General features: G+C 62.7%; 9 protein-coding genes. 2 read left to right on the top strand and 7 right to left on the bottom strand.

What is annotated here, in order from left to right; translation table 11 throughout:
• Nucleotides 1-194: 194 nt before the first annotated feature.
• The 5 genes from glgA to glgB all read right to left on the bottom strand — a co-directional run bounded on the left by glgA (nucleotide 195) and on the right by glgB (nucleotide 9,789).
• On the bottom strand, nucleotides 195-2,489 hold the full coding sequence (gene glgA, locus AC1VS5_RS05415) for a glycogen synthase GlgA (RefSeq protein ID WP_481217948.1): 2,295 nt from the start codon (nucleotides 2,487-2,489) through the stop codon (nucleotides 195-197).
• 127 nt (nucleotides 2,490-2,616) lie between these two features.
• A complete protein-coding gene (gene glgD, locus AC1VS5_RS05410; protein ID WP_481217947.1) occupies nucleotides 2,617-3,723 on the bottom strand; it encodes a glucose-1-phosphate adenylyltransferase subunit GlgD in 1,107 nt (368 codons plus the stop codon).
• Nucleotides 3,724-3,727: 4 nt separating this feature from the next.
• Nucleotides 3,728-4,873: a glucose-1-phosphate adenylyltransferase gene (locus AC1VS5_RS05405; protein WP_022348747.1), complete on the bottom strand. Its 1,146-nt coding sequence runs from the start codon at nucleotides 4,871-4,873 to the stop codon at nucleotides 3,728-3,730.
• A 90-nt stretch (nucleotides 4,874-4,963) separates the two neighbouring features.
• Nucleotides 4,964-7,390, bottom strand: coding sequence for a glycogen/starch/alpha-glucan phosphorylase (locus AC1VS5_RS05400; protein ID WP_481217946.1), 2,427 nt, complete (start codon nucleotides 7,388-7,390; stop codon nucleotides 4,964-4,966).
• Between the two features lie 68 nt (nucleotides 7,391-7,458).
• Nucleotides 7,459-9,789, bottom strand: coding sequence for a 1,4-alpha-glucan branching protein GlgB (gene glgB, locus AC1VS5_RS05395; protein WP_481217958.1), 2,331 nt, complete (start codon nucleotides 9,787-9,789; stop codon nucleotides 7,459-7,461).
• Nucleotides 9,790-10,209: 420 nt separating this feature from the next.
• Between glgB and AC1VS5_RS05390 the strand changes: the two genes are divergently transcribed.
• Together AC1VS5_RS05390 and AC1VS5_RS05385 are read left to right on the top strand one after the other, a co-directional pair.
• Nucleotides 10,210-10,947, top strand: a complete 738-nt coding sequence (locus tag AC1VS5_RS05390; RefSeq protein WP_481217945.1) for an HAD family hydrolase — start codon at nucleotides 10,210-10,212, stop codon at nucleotides 10,945-10,947.
• The gene (locus AC1VS5_RS05385) at nucleotides 10,944-11,666 is read left to right on the top strand and encodes a thiamine pyrophosphokinase (protein WP_481217944.1); all 723 of its coding nucleotides are present in this window, start codon (nucleotides 10,944-10,946) and stop codon (nucleotides 11,664-11,666) included. The genes AC1VS5_RS05390 and AC1VS5_RS05385 overlap by 4 nt, the downstream gene beginning before the upstream one ends.
• 220 nt (nucleotides 11,667-11,886) lie before the next feature.
• On the opposite strand, the gene AC1VS5_RS05380 is transcribed toward AC1VS5_RS05385, so the two are convergent.
• Nucleotides 11,887-12,654: a phosphotransferase family protein gene (locus AC1VS5_RS05380; RefSeq protein ID WP_022348742.1), complete on the bottom strand. Its 768-nt coding sequence runs from the start codon at nucleotides 12,652-12,654 to the stop codon at nucleotides 11,887-11,889.
• A gap of 130 nt (nucleotides 12,655-12,784) precedes the next feature.
• Nucleotides 12,785-14,483 (bottom strand): iron-containing alcohol dehydrogenase (locus tag AC1VS5_RS05375; RefSeq protein WP_481217943.1); only part of this gene is annotated, 1,699 nt, incomplete at its 5' end.

The following is a 14,483-nucleotide window of genomic DNA, read 5'->3' as shown; positions in this document are numbered from 1 at the left end:
CTCTTGTATCGCTGTTCTCTTGGGGAGGAGATGGCGGTCCAAGTAGCAAACAAACTTCTTAATTATAGGCGCTATCATGCCACTTGGTAGTATATTCGCTGGATTCACTGGGTACTCTGGTTTTCTATGCAAGCAAAAGGCGGGCAAGCACCTTGGTGCCTGCCCGCCTTCCCTGTAGAGGCTGCAGAAGCGCGCTAGCGTTTGCGCGTCGTGCGCTTAGCTGCGGAAACGCTCTTTGCCTTGGGGGCCGGCTTATCAGCTGGCGTCGCGGCGGAGGAATCCTGCGCGGCGGCCTTCGGGGCCGCTGCTTTTGCTGCCGTCGCCTTGGGGGCCGCGGGCTTTGCAGTCGCCTTTGCTGCCGATGAGGTGGCTGCCTTCGAGGTGCTTGCCTTGGCTGGTGCCGTCTTCGCCGCGGCGGCCTTCGGGGCCGTCTTGGCCGAAGTGGCCTTCGGGGCCGTTGCGGCTGCGGTAGCGGGCTTATCCGCCGCCGTCTTGGTGGCTGCAGCCTTGGCGGGAGCGGCCTTCGTGGTGGTCGACTTGGTGGCAGTCTTGGACGCCGATGCGGTGGACGGCTTCTTGGCCGTGGTCTTTGCGGCTGTTGCCTTAGTTGCCGTGGCCTTGGCCTCCGTGGTCTTGGATGCAGCCGTCTTGGTGGCGGCAGCCTTGGATGCAGCCGTCTTGGTGGCCGTTGCCGTCGCGGCAGGCTTTTCGGCAGCCTTCGTAGCGGTCGACTTCGTTGCTGCCGTCTTGCGCGCCGCCGGTTTCTTCGCGGCGGTCTTGGATGCGGTGGTCTTCTTCGCAGCCGTCTTCTTGGCTGGCTCGGTGGCAGGCTCTGCCTTCGGTGCGGGCTCCTCGGCCTTTGCCGGAGCCTCTGCCTTGGCGTCATCAGCGGGCTCGGCAGCTTGCTCAGCCTTCGGTGCGGGCTCAACCTTCGTTGCCGTCGGCTCCGGCGCCGGTGCCGCGGGCTCTGCCTCAACAGCCACGGGCTCAGCGGGCGCAGACTCTTGAACCACGGGCTCGGGCTTCGTGATGTCGATCTCGGGATGCAGGTTGTGGTAGAGGTTCATGTACTCATCGGCAGAGCGGACCCAGCTAAAATCGGCTGCCATGGCGTTTTGCACAAGGTGATCCCATGCTGCGTGGTCGTCCCAGTACAGGCGTGCCCCGCGGAACACGGCATCGCCCATCTCGTCGCCGTTGAAGTTCGCGAACGTGAAGCCCGTGCCCTCGCCGGTGAACTGGTTGTAGGGGGCCACGGTGTCGCGCAGACCGCCCGTCTCACGCACCACCGGCAGGGTGCCGTAGCGCATGGCGATCATCTGCGAGAGGCCGCACGGCTCGAAGAGCGACGGCATGAGGAACATGTCGGCGCCGGCATACATGCGATGCGAGAGGGCGTTGTCGAACGTGATGCGCGCGGCGCAGGTGCCCGGATACTTATTGGCGAAGTAGCGCATCGGCTCCTCGTAATCGCCGGTGCCGAGCACGGCCACCTGCACGCCGCCGGAAAGGATGCGGTCGAGCGCGTACGTGACGAGGTCCATGCCCTTCTGGCGGGTGAGGCGCGTGACCATGACCATGAGCGGGCGGTCGTCGCGCACCTCGAGCCCCAGCTCCTCCTGGAGAGCGGCCTTGCAGGCCTTCTTGCCCGACATATCTGCCGCGGAGTAGTTGGCGTGAATCATCGGGTCGGTCGCCGGGTTCCAGGCGTCGGTATCGATGCCGTTCAGAATGCCGGAAAGCACGTTCGAGCGACGGCGCAGGATCCCGTCGAGGCCCTCGCCGTACTCAGGCGTCTGGATCTCCCAGGCGTAGCTCGGGCTCACCGTGGTGATGGCATCGGAGTAATCGAGCGCGCCCTGCATGTAGTTGATCGAGCGCTCGTCGCAGCGCAGCTGGCGCGCGGCGTTGGGGATGTGCGCCATGCCGAGGATGTCGTTCAAGATGGTATCGGCGTACTGGCCCTGGAATGCGATGTTATGAATCGAGAAGACCGTCTTCACGCGCTCGTAGAGCGGAAGGCCCTGGTAGAACTCGCGGAGGAACACCGGTGCGAGGGCGGTGTGCCAGTCGTTGCAATGGAGCACGTCGCACTGGAAGCCCTCGGGCAGGTGCTGCAGACTCTCGGTAACGGCCTTCGAGAAGAAGGCGAAGCGCTCGCCGTCATCGAAGAAGCCATAGGGGTAGTCGCGCTTGAAGTAGCGCTCGTTATCGATGAAGAAGTACGTGACGCCGTCGATGACCAGGCGCTCCAAGCCGCAGTACTCGTTACGCCAACCAAGGCTCACGTAGAAGTCGGCGACGTGCTCCATGCGGTCGGTGTACTCGGAGGCGATGGTGCCGTATTTGGGCACCATGACGATCACGTCGGCGCCGGCGGCTACGAGCGCGCGGGGCAGCGATCCCGCGACATCGCCCAGGCCACCGGTCTTGACGAACGGGGCCGCCTCCGCAGAGGCGAACACCACCTGCATCTTTTTATCTGACATGCTATTCTCCCAACTCTCGCCCAAAAGGGCTGCTGCGTTCCGGCACGATGCCGGGTTTCGCAAACCGCCGCCCGGGATGCCCGAGCGGCGGTTCTAATGATACCTCGTATGCACGGGGGGTCGTCGGTTAGTTCATCTGCCCTTTACCAACGACGAGGATATCATCGGGCGTGCCGCACACCACGGTGTTCGAAGGCACGGTGTTGTCCTTATCGATGATGGCGCGCTCAACGCGTGCGCCGCTCTTGATGACGCAGGACTGCATGATGATGCTGTCCTGGACGCTGGCACCGCTCTCGACCACGACGCCGCGCGCCAAGATGGAGTTGCGCACGGTGCCCATGATCTCGCAGCCGGCGGAGATGAGGGAGTTCGTGGCATTGCTGCCGGTCGAGTACTTCGCCGGGGGCGCGTCGTGGGCCTTGGTGAGAATCGGACGGTCGCGACGGAAGAGCTGGTCGGACGCGACGGGGTTCAGCAGCTCCATGCTGCGCTCGTAATAGGTCTTCTCGTCGAAGATGCCCATCGCGAGGCCCTTGAACTCGTAGCTGCACACATCGATGAGCGAGAAGTCGGGCTCGGTCGCCTCGAAGACATCGAGGTAGTCCGACGTGGCGTAGCGGTCGATGATCTGCAGCAGGAGGTCGCGGTTGATGACGAAGCAGTCGAGGAACTTGTTGTCACCGTACTCGCAGCCGAGCTTCACGTGGCTCACGCGGCCCGCATCGCCGATGATGAGTGAGGTGCAGTCGGTCTGGCTGCGCTCAGCCTTGACGTAGACCATGGTGATGCCCGCGCCGGAGCGCTCGTGGGCGGCGATGATCTCGTCGAGCTCGAGGTTGAAGATGATGTTCGAGCCCATCATGACCACATAGGGCTCCTGGGCGCGGGTGAAGAGCTCCTTGTTGGCGATGATGTCGCGCAGCAGGAAGCGACGGCCGCGCTTGGTCCCGCCGAAGGGGGAGCCGGGAACAGGGAAGAGGCCGCCCTTCTTGCGGTCGAGCATCCAATCCTTGCCGTGGCCCACATGGTCGATGATGGAGCGGTAGTTACCGGGCATCACGAGGCCGACGGTCTTGATGCCGGCGTTCGCCATGTTGGAGAGCGGGAAATCGATCAGGCGGTAACGCCCGATGAACGGGATGGACGCGATGGGGCGCGAGTCGAGCAGCACGCTCGTGGCCTCGCTCGCGTAGTTGGCAGTGATGTAGCCGATGGCCTTATGGTTGATCATCGGATCATTCCCCCTTCCCGATCACCACGTCGTTTCCAACGACGGCGGTGTCCTTCGTTGTATCGACGGATCCGAGCTTCACGCCCTCTTCGACCACGGCGTTCTCTCCCAGGATGGCGCGGCTCACATGGGCACCGCACTTCACGACGGCACCGGGCAGAAGCACGGAGTCCTCGACCACGGCGCGCTCCTCAATGACCGCGTCGGTGGAGATGATGGAGTGGCGGGCGGTGCCCAGGACCTTGCAGCCGTTAGAGATGAGGCAGTCGTCAACGCGGCCGTCGGGCCCGATGTAGTGCGGCGGGCGCGTCGTATCGTTCGACATGACCGGCGTCGTGTTGTCGAAGAGGTCAAATGCGGGGTTCTGGCCAAGAAGGTCCATCGAGGTCTCGTGGTAGCTCGCGATGGTGCCGACGTCGCGCCAGAAGCCATGGAACTCGTGGACGAACAGGCGCTTGCCCGCGGCCAGCGCGCCGGGGATGATGTCGCCGCCGAAGTCGTGGCTCGAGCGCGGGTCCGTGGCGTCGTCCTCAAGGGTCTTGATGAGGTAGTCCGCCGTGAAGATGTAGATGCCCATGGACGCGAGGTTCGAATCGGGCTTCTCGGGCTTCTCGGTGAACTTGGTGATGCGGCCGTCCTCGTCGGCGGTAAGGATGCCGAAGCGGCTGGCCTCCTCCCAGGGCACGGGCATGACCGCGATCGTGAGGTCGGCCTGGTTGGCGATGTGCGCATCGAGCATGGCGCGATAGTCCATGCGATAGAGCGCGTCGCCGGAAAGGATCATCACGTACTCAGGGTCGTGAGACTTGATGTAGTCGAGGTTCTGCGTCACGGCATCGGCAGTGCCCGCGTACCACGCGCCACCTTCCTGCGTGGCATACGGGGGCAGGATGGATACGCCGGCGCCCAGCTCGTCGAGGTCCCAGGCAGCACCGGAACCGAGGTAGGCATGAAGCTGATAGGGACGATACTGGGTGAGCACGCCGACGGTGTCGATGCCGGAGTTCGCGCAGTTGGACAGCGTGAAGTCGATGATGCGATACTTCCCCCCGAATGAGACCGCGGGTTTCGCGATCTTCGATGTGAGCGCCCCGAGCCTCGATCCCTGTCCTCCAGCGAGGAGCATGGCGATGCATTCTTTTTTGCTCATCTGTTCTCCTTCTAAATGGTCCTAATCCTTTCCAGCCCCGCGTTTAGGCCCGCGAGGAGGGCACGGTCGGCTCCTATACGTTTGCGGGCATCACGCTCCCCAGATCTCGTCGCGGTACTCGCGGATCGTGCGGTCGCTCGAGAACCAGCCCGAGGACGCGGTGTTGTGAAGAGCCATCTTGTTCCATGCTGCATGGTCGCTGTAGCTCGCGGTGAGCTCTTCCCAAGCCTCGACGTAGGAATGGAAGTCCTTCATCACGAAGTCGGCGTCGTTGTTGAGCATGATCTCGTGGCGAATGCTCTCGAAGCTGCCCGAGAGGCCGGCGAAGGTGTCGTCGGTGAGCTCGTCTATGATGCGGCCCAAGCGGTCGGGATCGCCGTTGTACATGTCCCAAGCGAAATGCATGCCGCTCGCGCGGAGCTCGTCCACCTCGGGCGCGGTGAGGCCGAAGATCTTCTCGTTCTCGCGGCCGGCGAGGTTCACGATCTCGATGTTCGCGCCGTCCATGGTGCCGAGTGTGATGGCACCGTTCATCATGAGCTTCATGTTCGAGGTGCCCGAGGCCTCCATGCCGGCGGTCGAGATCTGCTCGGAGATCTCGGCGGAGGGATAGATGAGCTGGGCGTTGGAGACGCGGAAGTTGGGGATGAAGCAGACCTTCATCACGCCGTTCACGCGGCTGTCGTTGTTGATGACGTCGGCCACGGAGTTGATGAGGCGGATCGTCTCCTTGGCGAAGGCGTAGCTCGAGGCGGCCTTGCCCGAGAAGATGAAGGTTGTGGGCGCCACGCGGAAGTTGGGGTCGGCGAGGCGGCGGTTGTAGATGTCCATCACCTTGAAGATGTTCAGGAGCTGGCGCTTGTAGGCATGGAAGCGCTTTACCTGCACGTCGAAGATGGTGTTGGGGTCGATGTCGAGGCCGCATTCGCGCTTGACGTAGTTGGCCAGGCGCACCTTGTTGTCGTGCTTGGCGCGGCCCACCTGCTCCAGGAAGGCGGGGTCGTTCTCGAATTCGACGAGCTTGGCGAGCTCGTCGGCGTTATCGAGCCAGCCCGTGCCGATGGCCTCGGTGATGAGCTTGGCATAGGCCGGGTTCGCTTCGGCGAGGAAGCGACGGTGCGCGATGCCGTTCGTCTTGTTGTTGAACTTCTCGGGGGTGAGCGCGTAGAAGTCTTTCAGAGTGTCGCGCTTCAGGATGTCGGTATGGATCTTGGCCACGCCGTTCACCGAGTGGCTGCAGATCACCGAGAGGCACGCCATGCGCACCTGGCCGTCCCAGAGCACGGCGGTCTGGCGCAGGCGATCCTGCCAGTCGGGCGCGGAGCGGTCGAAGTCGTCGCGCCAGCGGCGGCTGATCTCCTCGATGATCATGTAGAGGCGCGGGAGCAGTTTGGAGAAGGTGCTGATGGGCCACTTCTCGAGCGCCTCGGGCAGGATCGTGTGGTTGGTGTAGGAGATGGTTTTCGTGGTGATATCCCACGCCTCGTCCCACTCGAGGCCCTCCTCGTCGATGAGGACGCGCATGAGCTCAGGGCCGCACATGGCCGGGTGGGTATCGTTGGTGTGGATCGCGACGTATTGGGGCAGGAGCTTCCAGTCGGAGCCGTGCTCGCTGCGGAAGGTGTCGAGCACGCTCGAGAGGCCCGCCGACACGAAGAGGTATTCCTGCTTAAGGCGCAGGAGCCGTCCGTGCTCGCCCGCGTCGTTGGGGTAGAGGATGGCGCTGATGGCCTCAGCTTCGGCGCGATGACGGTCGGCGTCGGCATAGTCGCCGCGGTTGAAGGCCTCCAGGTCGAAGACCTCCTCAACGGGCTCGGCGCTCCAGACGCGAAGCTTGTTCACCGTCTTTCCGCCGTAACCGACCACGGGAATGTCGTACGGCACGGCGAGCACGTCCTCGGTGTCCACGGTGCGGAAGCACATGCGTCCGTCGCGCTCATACTGCTCGACATGGCCGCCGAAGCCGATGCGGACGGCCTTGTCCGGGCGGCGCACCTCCCAGGGGTAGCCGTGGGAGAGCCATTCGTCGGTGGTCTCGTGCTGGGCACCGTTCACGATCTCCTGCTTGAAGAGGCCGTAGCGATAGCGCATGCCGTTGCCGTAACCCGCGATGCCCTCGTGCGCCATGGAGTCGAGGAAGCAGGCGGCGAGGCGGCCCAAGCCGCCATTGCCGAGCGCCGGATCGGGCTCGTACTCCTCGAGCGCGTCGAGGTCGCACCCAAGCTCGGCCAGGCCGTCCTTCACAAGGTCACGGATGCCAAGGTTCAGCAGGTAGTTATCGAGCAGGCGACCGATCAGGAACTCGATTGAGAAATAGTAGACGCGCTTTTGGCCGGTTTCCTTCACGCGCTCCTCGGTCTCGGTCTGGATGGCGCGCGATTTGGAGGCGATGAGCTTGACGAGCGCGTCGAAGCGATCGATGTCGCTCGTATCCTCGAACGGCTTGCCCGAGAGCGACATCACCGACGACTCGTAGAGCTCGATGAACTCCTCTTTGCTTTCGAAAACGGTATTCATACGTTCCTTTCCAATGCTGTACCGTGCGGTACGCGGTCAGATATGTCCCCTTTGGGATCCCCTGCCTCCTACTTCGCGGAGCCTGGGGTAGAGGTCTTCTTAGCGGTGGACTTTGCGGTGGTCTTTGCTCCCGTCTTGTTCGTTGAAGCGGCGGTAGCCGTCTTCTTCTTGGCAGACGAGGCCGTGGTCTTCGTCGTGGTCGTCTTCTTGGTGGAAGCCGATTTAGTCGTCTTTGTAGCGGTCTTCGTGGCCGTGGTCTTCGCGGTTGAAGATTTTGCGGCCGAAGCCTTGGCAGTTGAAGTCTTGGTAGCCGATTTCGCCGTGGTCTTCTTGGCTGTAGGGGCTTTTGAGACAGTGGTCTTCGCGGCTGCTGCCGAGCGCTTGGGTGCCGGCTTCTTGGTGGGCGCGGCGCTTGGGTCGGTGATCGGCGCCTCGGTGTAGGCGGTCAAGCGGCGCTTCGGCGCGGGCGGCACGAAGGTGCTCGGTCCCACGCGCTTGAGCACGAGGCCGGAAAGCCCGGGAAGCGCGATGGTGAGCGAGTTTTCGCGGCCGTTCCACGGGTACGGGACGCTCATATAGGACTCGTTATCGGTGTAGCCGCTTCCGCCGTACTCGGGATCGTCGGAGTTGAAGATGACCTCCCACTCGCCCTCGCTCGGCACGCCAAGGTGGAACTGCTCGTAGGAGGCCGGATCGAAGTTGATTACCACGACGAGGTCGTTCGCCGGATCTTCGCCGCGGCGCACGAAGGTGATGATGGATTGCTGGGAGTTATCGGCGTCGATCCACGAGAAGCCGTCGTCGGTGTAGGAGCGCTCCCAGAACGCGGGCTCGTTCTTATAAAGGTGGTTAAGCGCCTTGATGAACTGCTGGTGCCGCGCGTGCGTGGCGAACTGTTCCGTGAGGAACCATTCGATGGACTCGTAGTAGCGCCATTCGATGAACTCGGCAATCTCGTCGCCCATGAACGAGAGCTGCGCGCCGGGGTGCGTGGCTTGGTAGAACGCGAGGGTGCGGAGTCCTGCGAACTGGCGCCACCAGTCGCCCGGCATGCGTCCGATGAGCGAGCACTTGCCATTGACAACCTCGTCGTGCGAGAGCGGCAAGATGAAGTTCTCGTTGAACGCGTACATCATCGAGAAGGTGAGCATGCGATGGTTGCCCGGGCGCCAGGGGAAATCGGTCTGCATATAGTGCAGGGTGTCGTTCATCCAGCCCATGTCCCACTTGTAGTGGAAGCCCAGGCCGCCCTCCTCGGGCGGGTAGGTCACGAGCGGCCAGGCGGTCGACTCCTCGGCGATCATCATGACATCGGGGAATTCACGGCCCACGGCAGCGTTGACCTGGCGAATGAATGCCGATGCATCAAGGTCTTCCTCGGTGCCGTACTTGTTGAACTTCTTTTGGCCGGGGTCGTCCACGCCGAAGTTGAGGTAAAGCATGCTCGAGACGCCGTCCATGCGGATGCCGTCGGCATGGAAGTTCTCGAGCCAGAACAGGGCGTTGGAGACCAGGAAGCTGCGTACCTCGCCGCGTCCAAAATCGAACTTATGCGTTCCCCAGTTCGGGTGAATCTCGCGCTCGAAGAGCATCTTGCCGTTGAAGGTGGCGAGGCCCTCGTCGTTGGCGCAGAAGCCACCGGGCACCCAGTCGAGGATCACCCCGATGCCGGCTTCATGGCAGGCGTCGACGAAATGCATGAACTGCTTGGGCGTGCCGTAGCGCGCGGTCGCCGCGTAGTAGCCCGTGGGCTGGTAGCCCCAGGAACCATCGAAGGGGTGTTCCATGACGGGCATGACCTCGATATGGGTGTAGCCCATGTCGCGCACGTAGTCGACGAGCTCGACCGAGAGGTCGTCATAAGAGTAGTAGGTGCCGCGCTGAGCGGGGAAGGGGTCCCCGGGGCCGGGGTAGTTGCCGTTCTCATCGGGGTCGCCCTGCGGCTCGTTGCCATGGCGTTTCCAGCTGCCCAGATGAACCTCGTAAATGTTGAGCGGGCGCTCCATGTGGTTGTGCGCGCGGCGCTCTTCGAGCCAGGCGCCGTCGCCCCACTGGTACCCCTTGAGGTCCATGAGGCGCGATGCGGTGCCCGGTACATCTTCGGCGTAGAAGCCATACGGGTCGGCCTTGTAGAGCATGCGCCCGTCGTTCGTCTCGATCACGAACTTGTAGAGGTCGCCCTCCACGAGCCCGCCCACGAAGCCCTGCCAGATGCCGCTCGATTCAAGCGGGGAGAGCGGGTTCGCTGTGGGGTTCCAATCGTTGAAGTCGCCCACCACATGGACGGATTTCACGTCGGGAGCCCAGACGGCGAAATGCCAGCCATTCACACCCTCTTGGACATCGGGGTGGGCGCCGAGCTTCTCCCAGCTGCGCTGCCAGGTGCCGGCGGCAAACATATACCTATCGTTTTCGGTGATGATGAGGCACGGTTCCTGACCAGCCGACGTTGCAGTGCCGGAGGCAGACGTCTTCGGGGTCGCTTCGCTCTTCTTCACGCGCACTTCCAATCGTCAGGGCGGCGTACCGCCATCGATAGAGTTGTCGCGGGTTCCGGAGTGCCTCAGCATAACGATCGGTTCTGTTCCACGAGCAGAGGCAAGTGGAACCTGGACGTGTCTAGGATACCACCGGAGGAACTCTGTCTACCCGGTAAGCCGAGGGGCGGTAGCTATTGTTTCGTAGGCGTGCGGTTGGCTGAAATATACCCCGATGCTTGCAGTCTCCTAACCTTGCCACGGGCTCGGTGTGGTACCATGGCGGCGTTTGTGACCTGCTGGGGCGCCGCGCGCCCGTGCGAAGATTGGAAGGCCCGAGCTATGGTGTATCCCCCGGTGTTCGTGTTCGACTGCGACGGCACCCTGCTCGACTCTATGGGCATGTGGCTAAGCTGCCAACCCAAGCTGCTTGCATCGTACGGCGTCGAAACCACGCCCGATGATTTTGCCCGGTTCGAGCATCTGTCTTTCGAGGATGAGTGCGCGGCATATCACGAGACCTGGGGCGTTGGGAATTCCGGCAAAGAGGTGCTCGACCGCTTTAACGACATGCTTGAGCAGGAGTATTCTCAGAACATCGTGGTTCTTCCCGGCGTGGTGGACTTTCTCGAATCGGCATCAGAGGCGGGCATCGCTCTTGCCATTGCCACTTCGACGCCGGCTCATCTGGTCCGTCTGGGGCTTTTTGCCAACGGCCTTGATCGGTTTTTCCCCGAGGTAACAACCACCGGTGAGGCGGGTCGCTCGAAGGAGTACCCCGATGTGTACGATCTTGCCCTGCGTCGCGCCTGCGAGCGCTGCAACCTTGCCGACGTGAGCCGCTCCGATGTCTGGGTGTTCGAGGATGCGCCCTTCGGTTTGCGCAGCGCGGGCCGTGCGGGCTACAACACGGTAGGCATCTTTGACCCCGCTGGGCGCGGCACGCGTGAAGAGGTGTTCTCCCTTGCGGATATCGCAATTGATTCATTCAAGGAGCTTTCGCTGAAACGCATCGCGGAATACCCGGTTTCCTCTCATGTGGGTGGCAGCCTCTCCCTTGATGCGGAAGGGCGCTCATGACGCACCGTGTCCTGCTCGTGGGAGGATCTCCCGAACCCTCTTCTGGCGATACTCTGCGGTGTGCGGCGAAAGATTGCTCTGCCGTCATTGCAATCGACCGCGGGCTTGATGCCCTGCTTGCAGCGGGTATAAGGTGCGATCTTTTCTGCGGAGACGCTGATTCGGTGAGCCCTGCCGGCGCCGAGCTCGTTCGAGCTGCCGAGGGCGCCGTTGAGTCGGATGCCTCCCAAGCTCCCGTTGATGTAGCGGGGGAGCACCTTGCCCACAGCTTCGATGTGGTGCGCTACGACCCCCATAAAGACGATACCGATCTGGGGTTGGCCCTCGCCGAGGTTGCCCGCCGCTGGCCCGATGCCAACCTGCGGTGTACATGCATGTCGGGTGGCGCGCCCGATCATGCCCTCGCAGTGCTCGGCCGCCTCGCTGCATATAGTGGTTACGTTGAAGTCTGGGAGGATGCGTTTGTGCAGCGTATCCTCAAGACGGGGGATTGCTGGGAACTTGCCGGCCATCGCGATGAGCGATTCACGTTCATCCCCCTTTCAGTGGAGGCGGTCGTCTCCGAGCGGGGTATGCGCTGGAACCTCGATCACAAGCGCGTCGCGCTCCTTTCTGATCTTGGAGTTTCTAACGTGATCGACTCAGACGGCGCTGCCATTAAGTGCCACGAGGGCGTCATTGCCGCCTGGGCCTTCAAAGGCTACTTCGCTGGCGCTTGATCAGCCGGTTTTCCGGTTTAGTGACCCCCTCTCGCCAGCCCCACTGCACGCGGCGAGCGCAGCGATGCCGCCCAATAACGCCACGACCCCATCCGCTGAGATGCCAGCCGTAAACGCAGGAAGCCCCGCTTCCCTCTGAGCGATTCCGCAGGAACACGGCAAAGCCGTGTTCCGAGGACCAGCGAAGAGGGAAGCGGGGCTTCCGTCGGGAGCTCACGCCTTACTGGTAATCGAACACATCAACCCAGCTCATCAGGAACTCCTCGTTAACCTTGCGCTTGCGCGCGAGCTCGGAGGCGGCGATGACGGGCAGCCACTGACGCACGATCTGCTTGGCCATGTCGGCGCGCTCGCAGTACGTATCGAGGTAAGCCTCCGCCTGCTCCTTGCTCGTCAGCGAGAAGAGCAGATAGGTCATGGCGACGTCTGCCGCGGGAGCGCCCTGGGTGGCATGTGCCCAGTCGCACACCGAGAGCGTGCCGTCTTCGCTCACGATCACATTCGAGGGGTTGAAATCGCCGTGGCACACCGCGGTGCCCTTCTTGAGGCCATCGAGGCGCTCGAGAAGGTTGTAGCGTGTGGTCGCATTGATTGCCTCGAGCGAGTTGATCATGCGGGCGTACTTGTCACCCTGGCGGTTGAGGAGGGGAGACGTGTACCCGTGAATCTCGATCTGCAGATCGACGAACTGCTCAAGGTACTCGCCAAAACGCTGGGGCTCGGCCTCGATCTTCTCGGCGAGGGTGACGCCGGGAACCTTGGTGGTGATGAGCGCCCAGCCGGCTTCATCGCCTTCGAGCTTGGTGACCTCGAGTGCCTTCGGCGAGCGGATTCCGCATTCGTTGATGCGGGCGAGGTTCAGCGCCTCGTTGAACACGTCGGAGACGGGCTTGGTCTCGTTGAACACCTTGGCGATCTTATCGCCCAGGTCGTAAACGACCTTGTTGCCGCGACGGACAAGCTCAGTCTTGGTCTCAGGGAGAATCATTACGCAACCGTCCTTTCACTAGGGTGAACCTGACTTAATGGTACCCAGATACGAAACGCGCCGCTCGCTTTGACGGCGAACGGCGCGTAACGTTAGGTGAACGAAGATGCGTTCAGGAAGCGATCAGTGCTTACGCCTCGTAGGACTGCGGCTCACGGCCGTAGTAAGCGTCGAGGTAGAGCTCCTTGATCTCGCTGATGAGCGGGTAGCGCGGGTTGGCGCCGGTGCACTGGTCGTTGAAGGCCTGCTCGCTCATCTCGTCGAGGGTCTCGAGGAAGTACTTCTCGTCCACGCCGTACTCGGCAATGGTCTTCTTGATGCCGATGGTATCCATGAGGTCCTCAAGCTTCTGGATGAAGTTCTCGAACACCTCGCGGTCGTCCTTGCCGGTGCAGCCGCAGTAACGGCCGAGGTCGGCGTAGTCGGCGAGCGCGTGCGGATACTGATACTGCGAGAAGGTGCCCATCTTGACCGGCTTCTCGGCGGCGTTGTAGCGCATCACGCGAGTGAGGATGACGGCGTTGGCCAGGCCGTGGGGCAGGTGATGGAAGGCACCGAGCTTGTGGGCCATGGAGTGGTTCACGCCAAGGAAGGCGTTCGCGAAGGCCATGCCGGCGAGGCAGGAGGCATTGTGCATCTCCTCGCGAGCGTGCGGGTCGGCAGCACCCTTCTCGTAGGCCGCGGGCAGGTTCTCGAACACGAGCTTGGCAGCGCGCATGGAGAGGCCCTTGGTGTAGTCGGAGGACATGATGGAGACGAAGGACTCGATGGCGTGGGTCATGACGTCGATGCCCGAAGCGCAGGTGAGGCCCTTGGGCGCGGTCATGGCGTTGTCAACGTCAACAATGGCCATGTTCGGCAGCAGCGCGTAGTCGGCGATCGGCCACTTGATGCCGGTCTCGGCGTCGGTGATGATGGCGAACGGGGTCACCTCGGAGCCGGTACCAGAGGAGGTCGGCACGGCCACGAAGTAGGCCTTCTTGCCCATCTCGGGGAAGGTGTAGACGCGCTTGCGGATGTCCATGAAGTCCATGGCCATATCCTCGAAGTTCGCCTCGGGGTGCTCGTACATGAGCCACATGATCTTACCGGCGTCCATCGCGGAGCCGCCGCCCACGGCGATGATCAGGTCGGGCTCGAACAGGCGCATGCGCTCAACGCCGCGCTCGGCGTCCTGCAGACGCGGGTCGGGCTGGATGTCGTAGAACGCGTCGTGCGCGACACCCATCTCGTCGAGCTTGGCCTCGATGGCCTTGCAGTTGCCGTTCTTGTACAGGAACTGGTCGGTGACGATGAAGGCGCGCTTCTTGCCCATGACGCGGCCGAGCTCGTCGAGCGCGACGGGCGTGCAGCCCTTCTTGAAGTAGACCTTCTCGGGAGCGCGGAACCACAGCATGTTCTCGCGGCGCTCCGCCACGGACTTGATGTTCAGCAAGTGCTTCACCCCTACGTTCTCGGACACGGAGTTGCCACCCCAGGAGCCGCAGCCCAGCGTGAGCGACGGCGCCATGGCGAAGTTGTACAGGTCACCGATGCCGCCCTGGCTGGAAGGCGTGTTGATCACGATACGGCAGGCCTTCATGGTCTCCTGGAAGAGCGCGATCTTCTCCTTCTCGGCGGGGTGCACGTAGAGCGAGGCGGTGTGGCCCGGGCCGCCGGCGAGCACGAGGTGCTCGGCCTTGTCCACGGCCTCCTGGAAGTTCTTCGCGTGATACATGGCGAGAACGGGGGAGAGCTTCTCGTGGCTGAACTCCTCCTTGGCCGGGTCGGTAGAGGTGACCTCGGCGATGAGGATCTTGGTCTTGGCGGGAACCTCGATGCCGGCGAGC

The sequence above is a fragment of the Enorma sp. genome (assembly GCF_982429025.1).
The sequence above is the reverse complement of the archived record's forward strand: the minus strand, read 5'-3'. Positions and strand labels throughout refer to the sequence as shown.